Genomic DNA, 16,766 nt, shown 5'->3' on the forward strand with positions numbered 1-16,766 from the left:
GATCCCGGCGGCCGGCACCGACCTGAGCAGCCGATCGGGGGAGAGCCGTGCGAGCCAGCGTCGCCAGCGAGTCCGGCCGGCCCGACGGGCGTAACGAGGACTGGGCAGCGGCCTCGCCGGCCGGTGTCGCGGTGGTGCTCGACGGCCTGTCCGAGGCCGGCGGGACCGGCTGCCGGCACGGCACCCCCTGGTACGTGCACCAGCTCGGCGCCCGGCTGCTCGGCAACGCCGGTGTCGCCGACCGGCCGCTGGCCGACGCGCTCGCCGGTGCGATCGCCGACGTCGCCGCCCTGCACGACGGCTGCGACCTGACCCATCCGGGCACTCCGGGCGCGACCGTCGCGGTGCTGCGGGCCACCGCCACGGCCTGGGACTACCTGGTGCTCTCCGACGCCGTGCTCGTCGTCGACGGCGGGGCCGAACCGGCCGTGGTCACCGATCGGCGCGCCGACCACCATCTCGCCGAACTGTCCGCCGCCGCGGCCGCCGAAGACGGGTCGATCACCGATCTGGTCCGCGCCCAGCAGCTCATCCGCAACCGGCCCGGCGGCTACTGGGTGGCCCAGGTCGACCCGGCCGCAGCCGGGCACGCGGTCACCGGCACGATGCCGCCCGGCCGGGGTGCGCTGCTGCTCAGCGACGGTGCCGCGCTGGCGGTGACCGACTTCGGCGCGATGGGCTGGCGGGAACTGCTCGACATCGGGTACGCGGGCGGGCCCGAGGCGGTCATCGCCGCGACCCGTGAGCTGGAGTACCGCGACCCGGACCGTACGGTGTGGCCGCGCTACAAGCGGCACGACGATGCGACCGCGGTCCTCTGCCGGCCCTGACGGCCACGCGGCCGGCGCGCCGCGCCGCACCACCCACCGCCCCGGCCGTCCCCGGCCCGCCCCACCGGCCCAGACCGGCCCCGACGGGCCGCACCGGCCCCGACGGGCCGCACCGGCCCCGACGGGCCGCACCGGCCCCACCGGCCCCGATCAGGGCCACCCCAGGGCGGTGGGTGGATCACAGCCGCGTCAGGGCCCGGTCGCTGACGAAACTGTGCAGCCCGAACCGCCGGGCCCGCCGGCGGGCGAACTCGGCCAGCCCCTCGTCGTCGCAGTAGTCCAGGGCGTACAGGTCCAGGTCGAAGCCGAGCAGCCGCTCGGCGATCCGGGCGTGTGCCTCCAGGGTCGCCGGCGGCCACGGCGCGTACCCGGACGCGACCCAGGCCACCGAGAACGACTCGAACAGCACCCCATCGACCAGGTCGGCGAGCCGGGACAGCAGGGCGAAGCCCCGGTTCGCCAGCAGGTAGTCCGGCCGGGCCTCCTCGCGCACCGCCGCGATCAGCGTCAGCACGTGGGGCAGGTCCTCGGGAAACGTCAGCTCGACGTTGAGCGAGTTGAGGAACAGCCCGCCGAAGCCGCCGGCCATCATCGCCCGCGCCTGGTCGACGACGTGCTGCATCCAGCCGGGGTGGCCGACGTGGACGTACCGGCCGCCCCAGTCCGGGTTCCGGTCGTGCCGGTGCCAGGGCGCCGGCGGCCCGTGGTCCTCCGACAGCGACAGGTGCCCGAGCGGCTGCGTGCCGTACCGCCGCAGCCGCCCGAGTTCCTCGGCGGGGTAGGAGCCGGGCTGGAGCACCACCCGGTCGTAGCGGGCCAGCCGCTCCCACCCCGCCGCCGCGCCGTAGTAGACCGCGAGCGGCCCGCCGGTCATCGCGGCCAGAACTCCCGGTACCAGTCGAAGGTCCGCCGCACCCCCTCCTCCAGGGTCACGGCCGGCTCGTAGCCGGTCAGCGCCCGCAGCCGGGACAGGTCGGGGCAGCGGCGGGCGACCGCGCCCGCCGGCGCCGGCGCCGGGTCGAGGCGCGGGTCCACCCCGGCGGTACGCAGCACCAGCTTCGCCAGGTCGCCGATGTTGGTCTCCTCGGCGTCGTTGCCGATGTGGACGATCTCCGTCTCGCCGGTCGGCGGTACGGCCATCAGCCGCACCATCGCCTCCACGGCGTCGTCGACGTGGCAGAAGGCCCGGTGCTGGTCGGCGCCGTACACCCGGAACGGGTCCTCGCCGCGCAGCGCCCGCAGCGACAGCTCCGGGATGACGTGGTCGGCGCCCATCCGGGGGCCGTACACGTTGTGGAACCGGCCGACGACCGCCGGGAAGCCCTTGGCGCGGGCGGTGTGCACCACGGCGGCCTCGCCGAGCAGTTTGCTGATGGCGTAGCTGAACCGGGGTGCCCGCGGGTCGGCGACCACGACCGGTACGTCCTCGGCCGTCGGCACCGGCACGATGCCGAGGTCGACGCCGCCGGCGTACACCTCGCTGGTCGAGGCGAAGAACAGCCGGTTGCCGGCGTCGATCCAGTCGAGCAGGTGCAGGGCGGCGAGGCTGTTGACGCGCACCACCCGGGCCGGGTCCGACTCGACGTTGCGGACCCCGACGACGGCGGCGAGCAGGTAGGTCTGGTCGACGTCGCGCGGCAGCGCCGCCCAGGTGGCCGGGTGGGTGAGGTCGCCGGAGACGATCTCGACGCCGGGCCGGTCGCGCAGCCCGGCGAGTTCGCGGTCGTCGCGGCCCCGGGAGAAGTCGTCGACGATCGTCACCCGGTGGCCGTCGTGGACCAGCCGGCGGGCCAGGTGCAGGCCGATGAACCCGGCACCGCCGAGCAGCAGCGCCCTCACCGTGCCACCGCCGACCGGTAGCCGAGCCCGGCGTAGCCGACCCCGGCGGCGGTGATCGCCGCCTCGTCGAGGATGCGCCACGAGTCGTAGATCAGCTTGGGTCGGGCGGCGCCGAGCACCGAGTCGACCTGGATGGCCCGGTAGTCGGGGTGGTCGTTGACCACGAGTACGGCGTCGGAGTCGCTGAACGCCTTGTCGAGGCTGACCGGCTCGCCGCCGTACCGGCGGATCACCTCCGGGGCGACCAGCGGGTCGTGGCCGAGGACGGTGAGGCCGGCCGCCGCGAAGACCGGCATCATCGTCGCGATCGGGGTGCCGCGCATGTCGTCGGTGGCCGGCCAGCCCTTGTACGCCCAGCCGAGCACCGCCAGGCGGGCGCCCTCGGTCGTGCCGGTCCGTTCGCGGATCAGCCCGACGACCCGCTCGGCGACGTGGACCGGCAGGTGCTCGTTGAGTTCGCGGGCCCGTCCGACCAGGTACGGCGCCCGGTCACCGGCACTGTCGATCATGATGTACGGGTCCTTGGAGAGGCAGCCGCCGCCGACGTAGCCGGGCCGGGCCAGGTCGGGCCGGGGGTAGTCGATGTTCGCCGCCCGGATCACCTCCAGCGGGTCGAGCCCGTGCCGCTCGGCGACCAGCGCGATCTCGTTGCCGTACGCGTAGATCAGGTCGGTGTGGCAGTTGTTCGACAGCTTCACCAGTTCGGCCGCCTCCAGGCTGGACACCGGAACCAGTTGGGCCGCCAGCCCGCCGAAGAAGTCCAGTCCGGCGCGCAGGCTGTCGTCGTCGAGCCCGCCGACGATCTGCGGCAGTTCGACCAGTTCGCGCAGCGCCTGGCCCTGGATGGTGCGTTCCGGCGCCATCACCAGCCGGGCCCGACCCCACGCCCGCAGCAGCACCGGCAGCACGATCGCCCGGCTGGTGCCGACCGGCACCGTGCTGCGGACCACGACCAGGGTGTCCGGGCCGCACGAGCGGGCCACCTGCTCCGCCGCGGCGGCCAGGTTGGTCAGGTCGGGCCGGTGGGTCCGCTCGTCGACCGGGGTCGACACGCAGATCACCGCGACGTCGACGGTGCCGGCGGGAAGCTCGGTGTCGACCAGGACGGTGCGGCCGACGGTCTGCGCGAGCACGTCCTGCACGCCCGGCTCGAAGATGTGCGGCCGCCCGTTGGACAACGACTCGACCACCGCCGGCGCGGTGTCGGCGCCGTGGACGGTGAAGCCCTTGCGGGCCAGCGCGGCGGTCAGGGTGAGGCCGACGTATCCCATGCCGACGACTCCGATGGTGCTTGGCACTCGTGATCTCCTTCTGGTGGACGGTTTCGTTCGTGGCCGGTCAGGCGCAGGGTGCGCTGATCCGGTCGAGGCCCCGGGTCGTGACATAGCCCGCGAACCCGGTCTCCCGGTACCGCGCACAGGCGGCCCGGACGTTGTCGGCGTGGCTGGCGTAGTCGACCGCGAGCACGGTCTTGCCGGCCGCGCGCAGCGCCGCGGCGTGGTCGAGGTTGGTGGCGCAGAAGCCGGCGTCGCAGGGCTCGTCCGGGGCGCGGAAGAACAGTTCCTCCATGCCGACGCCGTCGACCGCGTCGAGGTAGCCGTCGTACTCGCGCAGTTCCGGCGAGTTCTGCGGGAAGACCAGCATCCCCGGCCGGCTGGCCCGGGCGTGCCCGCTGATCCGCCCGATCAGGTCGACCATCGCGCGGGCCAGGTCGTCGCGGCTGTGGCCGGGCACCAGCGCCAGGTCCAGTTCCTCGTACGCCAGCGGCGTGTCCAGGTAGATCCCGTCGAACCCGGCGGCGGCCGCCTTGTCGATCCGGGGCCGGACCACCCGGTCCCACCAGCGGGCGTCCCAGTAGCGGACGAAGAACTCCTCCGGCCAGTCCGGCCACCGGTTGAGGATCAGGTCACCGGCGTCGGCGCGCAGGCCCGGGTACTCCGGGCGGTAGGTCTCGATGGCGCCGATCTCGAAGTACGCCAGCACCACCTTGCCCGAGGCGCGCAGCGCCGCCACCTCGTCGGCGGTGAAGTAGTCGTCCCGGCCGTCGCGGGCCAGGTCGATGACGGCGAGCTTGTGCGGGGCGCGGGCCAGTTCGGTCAGCTGGCCGCCCGGGTAGCCCTGCAACTGGTAGACCCAGCTCTCGACCGGGCCGGGCGGGGAGACCGGTCCGGGGGTGCGGTCCGGTCCGGTGCACCCGCCCGCGGCCAGGGCGGCGACGGCCAGCCCGGCCGCCGCCCGCCGCCACCACGTACGGCTCAACGCTCGTCCACCCCGGCCCAGACGGCCTTGACCGAGTCGGGCAGCTCGTACGCCGGCGTCCAGCCGAGCAGCCGGGCCGCCCGCGAGCCGTCGCCCCGCATCCAGTCGACGGCCGCCGACCGGCCCGGTGCCGCCGCCCGCTCCTGGATCCCGCCGGTGAAGCCGGCCTCCGCGGCCAGCAGCCGGACCAGTTCGCGGGACCGGACCGCCCGGCCGCTGGCCAGGTTGAACACCCGGGCGCCGGGGTCGGGGGCGAGCAGCGCGGCGACGACCCCGGAGGCGACGTCGCGTACGTCGACGAAGTCCCGGTGGGCCGACAGCGGCCCGAGGCAGATCGAGCCGGCGCCGGACCGCCGCGCGTCGTGGATCAGGCGGGCCGCCCGGCCGAGCATGTTCTCCTCGTGCAGGCCGGGCCCGATCGGGTTGAACACCCGCACCGTGATCCCGTCGACCTGGCCGGCGGCGCTGGCCAGGTCGAGCAGCCGGGTCGCCGCGAGGTGGCTGACGCCGTACTCGCTGACCGGGTCGGTCGGGTCGTCCTCGGTGACCGACGTGTCCGGCGGCACCCGGCCGTACTCGCCGGCGGAGCCGAGCCGGACGAACCGGAGGCCGGGGGTCGCCAGCGTGATCGCCTCGACGAGTTTCGCGGTCACCGCGGTGTTGGCCCGGACCAGGTCGTGGCCGCTGCCGGACAGCGCGCCGGTGCAGTTGACGACCGCGTCGGGCCGGGTCTCGCGCAGCAGTTCGGCCAGCGCGTCGACGGTGCCGTCGAGCAGGTCGAGGCGGTCGCGGCCGGGCCGGACGACGACGTCGACCCGCGGGTCGGCGGCCAGTACCCGGCACACCTGCCGCCCGATGAACCCGGATCCGCCGAAGACGACGATGCGCCCGTTCATACCTTCTCCTCCTGCCGGTGCCGCAGCAGGATCGGCCGCAGCTCGTCGAAGTTGCGGTTGGCCTCGTCGTAGTCCTCGGGCTGTCCGATGTCGACCCAGTAGCCGGTGAAGTCGTAGCTGGTCGGCTGCTCGTCGCGGGCGAGCAGGTCGAGGACGAGCTGGTCGAAACCGAGGGCCAGCCCGGCCGGGTACGGCGCCAGCGTGCGCCGCGACATGCCGTAGACGCCCATGCTCACCCGGTAGCGGAAGGTGGGCTTCTCGGTGAACCCGACGATCCGGCCGTCGTGCAGGTCGAGCACGCCGAACTCGATCCCGACGCTGCGCGCCGCCGTCGCCACGGTCAGCGCGCCGCCGGACAGCGTGTGGGTGTGCAGCAGGTCGGCGAAGTCGAGGTCGGTCAGGACGTCGCCGTTCATCACCACGAAGTGCTCGGGCAGCCGGTCGCGCAGGGCGAACAGCGGCCCGACGGTCGACAACGGGACGCGTTCCTCGGTGTAGTCGACGTGCAGCCCCCAGCGGGACCCGTCGCCGACGAACGCCCTGATCAGCGGACCCAGGTGGTTGATCGCCAGGGTCACGGAGGTGAACCCGCAGGCGGAGAGCTGGTGCAGGACGATCTCCAGCACCGCGTGGTCATCGCCGATCGGGACCAGTGGCTTGGGCAGGGCGGTCGTGTACGGTCGCAGCCGTACGCCCTTGCCACCGGCCAGGATTACTGCGTGCATGTGTTGCCTCCGCCATCGTGATCATCGGTACCGCCAGGCCTGGGCGAGGATTCCGCCCAGCGCGGCGATGAGTGACACCTGCAGCAGCACCGCGCTGCCGAGGAAGAACACGGCGTCCTGGAGCGGGTCGGCGGTACCCGCCCCGATCTGCCGTGTCGTGAAGTGCGCGGCGAGGGCCACCGCGAGCGCCGCGCAGACCCGCGCGTAGCGGGCGTGGTTGGCGACGACGAAGACGAGGAAGTACGCGGCGCCGACGGCGACGTGGGCGGTGGCCAGCACCGCCCCGGCGTCGGTGAGCCGGCCGGTCGCGGACAGCAGCGCGAGCAGGACCATCGCCAGGCCGGACAGCAGCCCGGTGACGATGACGACCTCGGCGATCAGCCGGCGCCAGATCGCGGCGCCGAACTGGCGGGGGTAGCCGGTGCGGTGCAGCAGCCCGCGGGCGTGAACGCCGAAGGTGTGGGCCCGCCACTCGACCAGGCCCATGCCGGCGACCAGCGGCGCGGCCGCGACCGCCAGGTCGGCGGCCCCGGACAGGTACGGCGCGTTGGCGTGCAGCAGGAACGCGGCGGACAGTCCGGCGTACGCCAGCACGACCGGCAGCCGGGACAGTTCGGGGCGTACGGCGCGCGGGAACGACGGCTCGGGCCGGGCCGGGGCCGGTGGCCGGCCCGGGGCGGGCCGGGTGGTCCACCACACCGCGAACGCCAGCGCCGCGACGACGGACGTACCGCCGACCGTCACCGCCGGCCCGGTGGGTACGACGCCGGCGACGTACCCGAGTCCGGCCAGCACTCCGGGTGCCATCACCGCGAGCAGCGCGCCCTCGCGGCGGTGGAAGAGCGCCACGGTGGCCGCCATCTGGTAGGCGAGGATCGCGACGGCCAGCAGCACGAGCGGCCAGCCGCCGGCCGGGGAGGCGACGAGTCCGGTGCCGGCGGCGACCGGCGGGCCGACCAGCGCCGCGCCGCGTAGCAGCCGGCCGGAGGTGCGGTCCAGCCCGCGCCCGAGCAGCCGGTAGGCCAGCCACGCCGAGCAGGACGCCCAGACCCAGCCGAGCCCGCCGACGGCGAGCAGCGCGACCACCATGGTCCGGCCGCCGACGAGCGCGAGCGCCACCGGGAAGAGCGCGCTGGGCGCCAGGTAGAGCAGGCCGTGCGAGATGTCGCGCAGCGCCCGGCCCTCGCCGTGGCGGGCCGTACGCGCCGACCGCTGGGCCGGGACCGGGCCGAGCCGGCGCCACACCTCCTCGGCGAGCATGAACACGTCCGCCTGGCCGTAGTCGGTCTGCGCCGACCGGTCGGTGATCCCGATCGATTCCAGCGCCACGGCCACCTGCATCGCGTCGACCGGGCGCCCGAGCCGGGGCCGCATCCGCTCGACCAGCAGGTCCACCGGGTCGTAGTAGAGCTGTGCGGTGTCGGTCATCGGCCGGCCGCCAGCAGCGTGTCGCGGTAGATGCGCCGGTAGGCGTCGAGCGACTGGTCGACGGTGAAGTGCTCCAGCACCCGGGCGCGGGCGTCGGCGCCGAGCCGGGCCCGCAACTGGTGGTCGCGCAGCAGGTGTACGCAGGCGCGGGCGACCGCGGCCGGGTCGCGCGGCGGCACCACCATCCCGGTCCGGTCGACCGCCTCGGAGACCCCGCCGACGTTGGTGGCGACCACCGGCCGGCCGCAGGCCATCGCCTCGACCACGGTGTACGGGAAACCCTCGGAGATGCTGGTCAGGGCGACGATGCTGCCGTCGTGGTACGCCTGCGCGGGGTCGCCGGCGCGGCCCTCGAGGGTCGCCGCGCCGGTCAGGCCGAGTTCGGCGATCAGCTTCCGGCAACTGTCGAGGTATTCGAGGCCGTCGGCCGGTGCCTCGCCGAACATCCGCAGCCGGGCGTCGGGGATCTTCGCGCGGACGATGGAGAACGCCCGGATGAGGGTGTGCAGGTCCTTCAGCGGGTCGATCCGGCCGAGGAAGACGATGGTCGGGGCCGCCGGCTCGGTCGCGGCGGGCCGGAAGCGGTCGGCGTCGATCCCGTTGTAGACGGTCGACATCCGGTCCGGGTCGGCGCCGTTGCGCAACTGCCACCGGCGGTTGTAGACGGAGTGCGGCGCGAGCGTGTCGACCATCAGGTAGCCGGCCCCGGTCAGTTCCCGGAAGAAGCTCAGCACCAGCACCTTCACCGCGTGGGGGGCGTCCTCGTCGAGGAAACCGAGGTAGCGCTCGCGCAGGTACATGCCGTGCTCGGACATCACCGACGGGGTGCCGTACCGCCACCGGGCGGTCATCGCGACCAGCACGCTCAGCCCGTTCATGGCGGCGTGGACCAGGTCGGCGCGCACCGGCGGCGCCGACAGCGGCCGCAGCATGTGCTCGAGCAGCCACAGGGCCCCGACGGCGTCGCCGAGGGTGATGCGCTCGTCGGAGTCGATGTGCAGCGCGTGCCAGGCGTCCAGCGTCATGGTCAGCGCGGTGTTCGAGGTCAGGGCGCCGGTCAGGTCGCCGCCGGTGGCGGCGTACTCGTGCATCTGGCGCAGGGCCAGCAGGAACCGGTTGCGTCTGGCCTCGGCCTGGACCGGCCGCGGTTCGAGCGGGCTCAGCACGGCGCTGAGGAACGCCGCGTACGCCGCCCGGAAGTCCGCCCCGGGCGCGCCCGGCCGTGTGGCCGGGCGCGCCCCCATAGCGGGAGCGGGGTGAGCCGGTCGAGGTTGGGCGGTGCCGGCCACAGGGGTCGTTCCGACCCGTCGACCGACAGCGCCACCATCTCCCAGCGGTGTTCGGGCAGACCACGGATGAGCTGGTCGCACCAGACGCTGACCCCGCCCGTCACGTACGGGTAGGTGCCCTCGGACACCAGTGCGATCCTCACGGGCGCAGGCTCGGGGTGAAGGTGACCGTTCCACCCGCCGTCAGCGTGACGGGCGCCGACACGTCCGTGCCGTACGTGCTGAACCCGGTCGTGCGGGCACCGCTGACGGTGACCGTGCCGGCCGCCGGGGAGGTGACCGTGACCTGGTTCGTCGCCCGGTCCCACACCGCGTTCGCGCCGGCGGTGAGCTGGGCGAAGTGCCCGGTACGGGCGGCGGAGAGCGCGCCGAGCGTGCCCCACGCCGGGTTGAGCACCGGGACCTTGTAGTAGTTGCTGTACTTGCCCAGCAGGCTGTCCAGCCAGTCGTCGAGCAGGGTCTTGCCGCTGCCGTAGTTGCGCAGGTTGGCGATGTGGAACGTGTGCGTGTAGAGCGAGCCGCTGGTCATGTGGCTCAGCGCCACGTCCGTCTCGTACGACAGCATCTGCGCGTACGTCAGGTCGGTCGGCCAGAACGGGAACTTGCCGTTGGGGCCGTAGAAGGAGTTGTAGAAGTGGGTCTGCTCGGCCGGCGTCGTCGTGTGGTACGCGATGTTCGTCGGCCAGTCGGGCACCACCCACAGCGACGGCTCCAGCGGGTGCGCGATCGCGCAGTTGAAGCAGGACGGCTGGTGGCTGGGGAACGACATGTTGCCGTGCAGGTACTTGACGCCGGCGTTGCGGGAGGCCAGCAGGAACGCCGGGTTCGACGCCTCCAGGCCGTAGTCGGTCGGCGGGTCGACGTCGTTGTCCGGATCCGGGTGGTAGACGCCGAGCCCGGAGTACTCACCGGTCTTCAGCACGGTCCGGTCGACGCTCAGCCCCAGCGTGCCGGCGACGGTGATGTTGTTGTTGACCTCGGCGTAGCTGGTGGCGTAGTTGGTGTGGTTCATCTCCGGGTGGGTGAGCGTGTGGTTGAGCCACCGGAACCGCGGCGACAGGCACCGGGAGGTGGCGGTGAGCTGGGCGACGGTGCCGTTGGGGTAGCACGTGCTGGGTGCGGTCAGGTCGGCGTCGCCGCCGTTGTAGGCCATGTTGATGGTGAAGTTGTTCGCCAGCGGGTAGCGCGACCGCAGCGCGGTCTGCCGGGTGTAGGTGTTGTAGGCGTCGTGCGCCGACATCGAGAAGCCGTCGGGGACGACGGTGCCGTTCGACTGGTAGTGGTCGGCCGAGTTGAACCAGTCGTCGACGTCGACGTTCAGGTAGTGCCGCTGCTCACCGAGGAACAGGCCCCGGCTGGCCCACCGGAACAGGCCGTAGACCAGCAGGTCGGCCTGGAGCAGGTATTCGTTGGAGGTGAACGAGAGCGCCAGGCGCTGGCGACCGTCGGTCGACGGGCTGAGCACGCCGAGCGTGTTGCCGCCACCGGTGAGCACCGGCGTCGCCGTGCAGCCGGCGCGCACGCTGTTGCGGTAGACGTACGAGTCGGTGATCGGGATCTGGCCGTTGGTCTTCAGGTAGTCGAAGATCTGCGAGCCGGCGGTGGTGAGCTGGCTGACCAGCGGGGTTGCGCCGACCCCGCCCTCGCTGACGCTCTGCAGGCAGTAGTCCTCCGGGTAGGTGCCGTAGCTGGCGTAGAGGACCGCCTGGCGCACCGCGTAGTCCCGCTCGTACGCCCACAGGGTGTTCCACTCGGTGCCGTCGAACGCGCTGGTCCAGTTGATGTTGTCGGGGGTGTAGAGCAGGCTGGCGCTGCTCAGCAGGATCGCCGAGTAGCGGCCGGTGCCGTCCGGGTTGATCAGGTTGGCCGCGGTCAGCGGCGTGCTGCGGGCCAGCAACACGTCGTAGGCGGCGCCGACCCGGTCGAGCGTCTTCTTCCAGGTGGCCAGCCCGAAGTCGGCGCTGTCGAGCGCGATGACCAGGGCGCGTACGCCGACCTTGTCGGTGACGGCGTTGGTGCCGGCCCGGCCGTCCGGCGACGCCCGCCGGGGGTCGGGCCCGGGCGCGACGCGCAGGCCCTTGTCGATCGGCACCGACCCGCTGACCTTGGGCAGCGGTGCCGGCGGGGTCGGGGTGGGTCGGGCCACCTCGGGCCGCTCGCCGACGCCGACCGGGGGCCGGTTGGGCTTCGGCTTCGTGGCCCCGACGGACGGGTCGCCGCCGGGTCGTACGGGGTTGTGCGCCTGTGCCGGTGTCGCGGAGAGTAGCGCCGTGCTGGTGAGGAGGGCGACGCAGCCCACCGCCAGCCGTCTGGCGCGACGGGTAGGAACCATGGGGGAACCTCCGACCGTGAGACGGGAGTGTTGGGTTTCGCCGGAGGGGACGGCGATCCGGGGCCGGCCGGTCGTGTGCACCGGCACCGGACGTGGGGAAGCTACCAACGGTCCCAGCATGATCACTTAAAGTAATGTAAAGAAAGTGGTTTGCGGACCGGTCGGCGGACCCGCCTCCACCGAACCGCCGATGTCCGGCTCGCCGGATCATCGCCGGACGCCTCGCCGGGTGGCCCCGTCAGCGCGGCCGGGCCGCCGTGACCGGCACGGCCGGCGGCCCGACCACGCGGCCGTACGCCGCCGCCAGCTGGGCCCGCCAGTAGTCGTCGTCGGGCAGCCGGTCCCACGGGTGCCGCCGGCCGTCCGGGGTCAGGATCTCGCTGGTGACGTAGACGAAGCCCGCGTTGCGTCGCTTGCTGAGAGTGACCGCGCGGTGCATGCTCGCCAGGTCCGGCGCGTCGTAGACCAGGTGCCAGATCCGGTCGGCCGGCACCCACCGCTCCCACGCCGCCGGCCGGTGCGCCAGGTACTCCAGATAGGACCCCTCGAAGGTGACCAGCGTGTCGGCGATCCCCGCGTAGCACCGCTCGGTCGACCGTCCCGGGTTCATCACCACGTACGCCCCGGGATGACGGGACCGGATGCGGTCGACGACCGCCCGGTGCAGTTCGACGTACGCGTTGTCCGGTCCGCACAGCGCGGCGGTCTGGTCGAGGAAGATGCCGCCGAGCCCGTCGCCCCCGTACAGGGCGTACCAGTCGTCGACGTCCCGGTCGATCTGGGCCCGCCACGCGGCGAGGTCCGACCCGCCGCCGCCCGCGCCGTCCGGCCGGGTCGAGTGCGACCCCGGCCCGAAGTCGATCCCGAAGTAGCCGGTGTCGACGTAGCCCAGCGGCAGCGTGCCGCCGGCGCGTAGCGTGTGCACCGTCTGCGACCAGGCCGTATGGTGTGGCACCTCGGGGGCGCTGCGCGAGCCGTTCACCACCACGATCCCGGTGGCCGGGGCGGTGGCGGCGAGCCCGTCGAACATCGCCCGGCCGGCGGGCACCGCCGGGGTCCAGTAGGCCGGCACCGCGATCCGCTGTGGACGGCCGGTGGGTTCGGGGCGGTAGAGGCGGGCCACGACCGCCGACACGAGCCCGATCGCGGTGACGCCGGCGACGGTGACCGCCAGTACGCTCCTCATGGTTGCCCCAGTGTTCCCGTCGCGCGGCCGGCGCGTGGCCCGAACGGGCGTACCGCTGCCGTCGATTTCACGATTGGCACGCCTGCATGGCTCCGGTCTACGGCGAATGTCGGTATATGTGCATTCCCGCTTCGCCGTCCGGTCAGGGGCGCTGGAAGACGTCCGGGACGCCGTCGTGGTCCGCGTCGAGCGTCTCCCGCTCGCGCAGCCGGCGGTAGACGCGGTTGCGCCAGCGCAGCACCACGGTCGCCAGCAGGGCGGCGCACACCGAGGCGGTCAGCACCGCGGTCTTGGCGTGGTCGGCGGTGGCGCCGCCCGGCGCGAACGCCAGATCGGCGATCAGCAGCGAGACGGTGAACCCGATGCCGGCGAGCAGCGACAGGCCGAACACGTCCCACCAGGACAGGCTCTCGTCGAGGGTGGCCCGGGTGAAGCGGGCGAGCAGGAAGGTCGCCCCGAGGATACCGACGACCTTGCCGACCACCAGCCCGAGCGCGATGCCCAGGCCGGCCGGATCGGACAGCGCGGCCGCCGGCCCGCCGGCACCGAGGGTGACGCCCGCGGCGGTCAGCGCGAACACCGGTACGGCCACCCCCGCCGACACCGGCCGCCACCGGTGCTCGAACCGGGCCGACAGACTCTCCCGGCGCCCGCCACGGGCGACCGCCGGAACGGCGAAGCCGAGCAGCACCCCGGCGATGGTCGCGTGCACCCCGGAGGCGTGCATCAGCGCCCAGGCGGTCACCCCCAACGGGACCAGCAGCCACCAGCGGGTGACGCCGCGCCCGGTCAGCAGTGCGAAGACGGCGACGACCGCGAGCGCGCCGAGCAGCGGCAGCGGGTGGAGTTCGGAGGTGAAGAACACCGCGATGACGGTGACCGCGAGCAGGTCGTCGACGACGGCGAGGGTGAGCAGGAACGACCGCAGCGCCGCCGGCAGGTGGGTGCCGATGACCGCCAGTACGGCGACGGCGAACGCGATGTCGGTCGCGGTCGGCACCGCCCAGCCCTGCGGCGAGCCGCCGGCCCGGCTCAGGTTGACCGCGGTGTAGATCAGGGCCGGGGCGACCATCCCACCGACCGCCGCGACGATCGGCAGCGCCGCCCGGCGCGGCGAGCGCAGTTCGCCCTCGACGAACTCGCGTTTCAGTTCCAGGCCGACCACGAAGAAGAAGATCGCGAGCAGTCCGTCGGCCGCCCAGTCGGCGACCGACAGGTGCAGGTGCAGCGAGTGCGGGCCGAACTCGGCGCCGGTCAGCCGGTCGTACCCGGCCCGCCACGGCGAGTTCGCCCAGAGCATCGCGACCACGGCACCGGCGATCAGCAGCAGGCCGCCGACCGTCTCGCTGCGCAGGGCCCGGCCCACGGCCTGCGCCCGGGACCAGGTGGGCAGGCTGAACAGGCGGTTGCGTGGCGGCACGGCGGGCGGTGGCGGCACGGCGGGCGGTGGCGGCGCGGCGGGCGGGGGAGGCATCTGGCGGGCTCCTGGTGGCGGGGCGGGGCACGAAGGTCCTGGGACCTTGCCGACCAGACTCCCGGCACACCGGCGGCAATCATAGACCGCCGGTCGCCGGTCACGGCGCCGGGCGGCCGGGCAGCGGGGAGGATATGCCCGGTTTGCCAGAGTTGATCGGGGGTAGATGGAGTCGGCGCGACGACAGGCGCACGACTTCCCGAGGGGGCACCGATGAGTCTCGAAGACGACGACATCCGTACGAGCGGCACCGGCACCCCGGAGGGACCGGCCGACGGCGGTGCCACGCCCGGCCGGCAGGACGGCGGCGCCGACGGAACCGCCGAGGGACCCGCCGACGGTGGCGCCACCGTCGGGCAGCACGACGGCGGCGCGGACGGCAGCGCCGAGGGACCGGCCGACGGCGGCGCCACCCGGGCCAGCAGGACGGCGGTGCCGACGGCGGAGCCCGACGCTGAGCGGTCCGGCGCCGGACGGCGCCGACCGTCCGGCGCTCGCCCGGTGCGTCGCCGTACCGCCCGACCGGTTCGCGGCCGTCCACTGGGGACGGACACCGCTGCTGTCCCGGGCCGCCGCCCTCGCCGGCCCGGACGGCTTCACCGACCTGCTCGCCCCCGCCGACGCCGACGAACTGCTCAGCCGGCGCGGGCTGCGTACCCCGTTCCTGCGGGTGGCCGGCGACGGCCGGGTGCTGCCGGCCGGCAGCTACACCGGCGGCGGCGGGGCCGGCGCCGAGATCACCGACCAGGTCCTCGACGAACGGGTCCTCGACCTGTACGCCGGCGGCGCCACCCTCGTCCTGCAGGGCCTGCACCGCAACTGGCCGCCACTGATCGACTTCACCCGCCAACTCGGCCTCGACCTCGGGCAGCCGCTCCAGGTCAACGCCTACCTGACCCCGCCCGGCAGCCAGGGCTTCGCCACCCACTACGACACCCACGACGTCTTCGTCCTGCAGGTCGACGGCCGCAAACACTGGCGCGTCCACGAACCGGTGCTGCCCGAGCCGCTGGAACGCCAGCCGTGGGGCGGCCACGCCGACGAGGTCGGCGCCGTCGCGCGGGGCGCGCCCGTCCTCGACGTCGTACTCGAACCCGGCGACGCCCTCTACCTGCCCCGCGGCTACCTGCACAGCGCCCGCGCCCAGCGGGACAGCTCACTGCACCTCACCGTCGGCGTACGCGCCCTCACCCGCTACGCCCTCGTCGAGGAACTCCTCGGCCTCGCCGCCACCGACCGGCGGCTGCGGGCCACCCTGCCGTTCGGCGTCGACGTCGCCGAACCCGGGCAACTCGCCCCCGTGCTCACCGATACCGTCGAGGCGCTGCGCGACTGGCTGCGTACCGCCGACCCGGCCCAGGTCGCCGCCCGGCTGCGCGACCGGGCCTGGCCGGCCAGCCGCCCCGCACCGATCCGGCCGCTGGCCCAGGCCGCCGCGATCGACACTCTTCACCCCGACAGCCGCGTCGCACCCCGGCCCGCACTGCGCTGGCGCCTCGAACCCGACGGCACCGACCGCGTCGCGCTGCGCCTGCCCGACCGGACCATCAGCCTGCCCCGGTGGTGCGAGCCGGCCGTGCGGGCCGTACTGGCCAGCGGCGGATGCCGGGTCGGCGACCTGCCCGGCCTCGACGACGACGCCGACCGCCTCGTCCTGGCCCGCCGGCTGCTGCGCGAGGCGGTCGCCGTACCCGCGCCGCCGCCGGACACCACGGCGGCCCAGCCGGCGTGGACCACCGACCGCGAACCGGAACTCAGCGCAACGCCACCAGCAGCATCAGCGTGGTGACCGCACCGGCGACCACCACCACCAGCCCGGCCCGCACATCCAGCGACGCCTGCCGCCGGTCGGCGACCACCCGCGCGGGCGCCAGCCCGACCAGCGGCCCGAGCAGCATCAGCACCAGCGCCAGGAACGGCATCCCGACCGCCACGTCACCGCCGTAACCGGCGCCGGCCGCCCGCGCCGCCAGCCCCAGCGCGTACGCGGCCGCCGCACCCAACACCCCCAGGACCGCCAGCAGCGGGTAAGTCGACCGGGGCAGCTCCCGGTGCTGCCGGGCCGCGTCCAGCAGATCCCGGACCCGGCGCAACTGCGTCTGCGGATCCTCGTCGCCCGATCGGGCCGGCGCCGGTGCCCCCGCCGCCAGCCGGGCCGCCGCCGGGCCGAGCCGCTCCCGCAGCTCCTGCCACAGCACCATCGCCCGGGCCTCGGTCTCCTGCGCCTCCTGCCGCGCCACCTCGACCTCGGCCCGGGCCCGCTCCACCTCGTCCTGCGCGGTCCGGACCGCCCGGTCGGCGGCCGCGCACTGCCGGTCGTACCACTGCCGCGCCTCGGTCCGCTGCGCGTCGACCCGCGCGGTCACCTCGGCCAGCCGCCGCAGCAACTGCGGATACGAATCCGGCACGGCGCCCCTCCCACCGCGCTCCGGAGTGCCCTCCTTCAACCAGAGCTGCCCGGTGCCCTCGCCGCGCTCGGTCACGGTGCCCCCTCGCTCCGCTCGCGGG

At 74.1% G+C, this 16,766-nt stretch carries 15 protein-coding genes and 1 pseudogene; 3 read left to right on the forward strand and 13 right to left on the reverse strand.

What is annotated here, in order from left to right; translation table 11 throughout:
• The first annotated feature begins 47 nt into the window (after positions 1–47).
• Positions 48–830, forward strand: coding sequence for a hypothetical protein (locus QCD66_RS13600; protein WP_375736554.1), 783 nt, complete (start codon positions 48–50; stop codon positions 828–830).
• A gap of 178 nt (positions 831–1,008) precedes the next feature.
• Here the strand turns inward: QCD66_RS13600 and QCD66_RS13605 are convergent, their stop codons facing one another.
• The 12 genes from QCD66_RS13605 to nhaA all read right to left on the reverse strand — a co-directional run bounded on the left by QCD66_RS13605 (position 1,009) and on the right by nhaA (position 14,258).
• Positions 1,009–1,704 carry a hypothetical protein gene (locus QCD66_RS13605; protein WP_375736555.1) on the reverse strand — a complete coding sequence of 232 codons (696 nt, stop codon included), beginning with the start codon at positions 1,702–1,704 and terminating at the stop codon, positions 1,009–1,011.
• Positions 1,701–2,669: an NAD-dependent epimerase/dehydratase family protein gene (locus QCD66_RS13610; RefSeq protein WP_364218637.1), complete on the reverse strand. Its 969-nt coding sequence runs from the start codon at positions 2,667–2,669 to the stop codon at positions 1,701–1,703. Before QCD66_RS13610 ends, QCD66_RS13605 begins: the two co-directional genes overlap by 4 nt.
• Positions 2,666–3,967: a nucleotide sugar dehydrogenase gene (locus tag QCD66_RS13615; protein WP_375736556.1), complete on the reverse strand. Its 1,302-nt coding sequence runs from the start codon at positions 3,965–3,967 to the stop codon at positions 2,666–2,668. The genes QCD66_RS13610 and QCD66_RS13615 overlap by 4 nt, the downstream gene beginning before the upstream one ends.
• 40 nt (positions 3,968–4,007) lie before the next feature.
• Positions 4,008–4,928 carry an endo alpha-1,4 polygalactosaminidase gene (locus QCD66_RS13620; protein ID WP_375736557.1) on the reverse strand — a complete coding sequence of 307 codons (921 nt, stop codon included), beginning with the start codon at positions 4,926–4,928 and terminating at the stop codon, positions 4,008–4,010.
• Positions 4,925–5,824: an NAD-dependent epimerase/dehydratase family protein gene (locus QCD66_RS13625; protein WP_375736558.1), complete on the reverse strand. Its 900-nt coding sequence runs from the start codon at positions 5,822–5,824 to the stop codon at positions 4,925–4,927. The genes QCD66_RS13620 and QCD66_RS13625 overlap by 4 nt, the downstream gene beginning before the upstream one ends.
• Positions 5,821–6,549 (reverse strand): nucleotidyltransferase family protein, encoded by a 729-nt coding sequence (locus QCD66_RS13630; RefSeq protein ID WP_364218629.1) that lies wholly within the window; start codon positions 6,547–6,549, stop codon positions 5,821–5,823. Before QCD66_RS13630 ends, QCD66_RS13625 begins: the two co-directional genes overlap by 4 nt.
• Before the next feature lie 21 nt (positions 6,550–6,570).
• On the reverse strand, positions 6,571–7,977 hold the full coding sequence (locus tag QCD66_RS13635) for a hypothetical protein (RefSeq protein WP_375736559.1): 1,407 nt from the start codon (positions 7,975–7,977) through the stop codon (positions 6,571–6,573).
• A complete protein-coding gene (gene pelF / locus QCD66_RS13640; protein ID WP_407567147.1) occupies positions 7,974–9,221 on the reverse strand; it encodes a GT4 family glycosyltransferase PelF in 1,248 nt (415 codons plus the stop codon). The genes QCD66_RS13635 and pelF overlap by 4 nt, the downstream gene beginning before the upstream one ends.
• Positions 9,137–9,409, reverse strand: a complete 273-nt coding sequence (locus QCD66_RS13645; RefSeq protein ID WP_407567148.1) for a DUF3492 domain-containing protein — start codon at positions 9,407–9,409, stop codon at positions 9,137–9,139. Before QCD66_RS13645 ends, pelF begins: the two co-directional genes overlap by 85 nt.
• The gene (locus tag QCD66_RS13650) at positions 9,406–11,598 is read right to left on the reverse strand and encodes a hypothetical protein (protein ID WP_407567149.1); all 2,193 of its coding nucleotides are present in this window, start codon (positions 11,596–11,598) and stop codon (positions 9,406–9,408) included. Before QCD66_RS13650 ends, QCD66_RS13645 begins: the two co-directional genes overlap by 4 nt.
• Positions 11,599–11,836: 238 nt before the next feature.
• Positions 11,837–12,784, reverse strand: coding sequence for a spherulation-specific family 4 protein (locus QCD66_RS13655; RefSeq protein WP_375736563.1), 948 nt, complete (start codon positions 12,782–12,784; stop codon positions 11,837–11,839).
• Positions 12,785–12,926: 142 nt separating this feature from the next.
• Positions 12,927–14,258 carry a Na+/H+ antiporter NhaA gene (gene nhaA, locus QCD66_RS13660; RefSeq protein WP_375736564.1) on the reverse strand — a complete coding sequence of 444 codons (1,332 nt, stop codon included), beginning with the start codon at positions 14,256–14,258 and terminating at the stop codon, positions 12,927–12,929.
• Positions 14,259–14,471: 213 nt separating this feature from the next.
• Between nhaA and QCD66_RS13665 the strand changes: the two are divergent.
• Both QCD66_RS13665 and QCD66_RS13670 read left to right on the forward strand, forming a co-directional pair.
• Positions 14,472–14,716: pseudogene (locus QCD66_RS13665) on the forward strand (hypothetical protein).
• Positions 14,713–16,047 carry a cupin domain-containing protein gene (locus QCD66_RS13670; protein ID WP_375737272.1) on the forward strand — a complete coding sequence of 445 codons (1,335 nt, stop codon included), beginning with the start codon at positions 14,713–14,715 and terminating at the stop codon, positions 16,045–16,047. The pseudogene QCD66_RS13665 and the gene QCD66_RS13670 overlap by 4 nt, the downstream one beginning before the upstream one ends.
• Here the strand turns inward: QCD66_RS13670 and QCD66_RS13675 are convergent.
• Positions 16,013–16,666, reverse strand: coding sequence for a hypothetical protein (locus QCD66_RS13675; protein WP_364218724.1), 654 nt, complete (start codon positions 16,664–16,666; stop codon positions 16,013–16,015). The genes QCD66_RS13670 and QCD66_RS13675 overlap by 35 nt on opposite strands.
• Between the last annotated feature and the right edge of the window lie 100 nt (positions 16,667–16,766).

Source organism: Polymorphospora sp. A560, from assembly GCF_045781765.1.
GTDB classification, from domain to species: domain Bacteria; phylum Actinomycetota; class Actinomycetes; order Mycobacteriales; family Micromonosporaceae; genus Polymorphospora; species Polymorphospora lycopeni.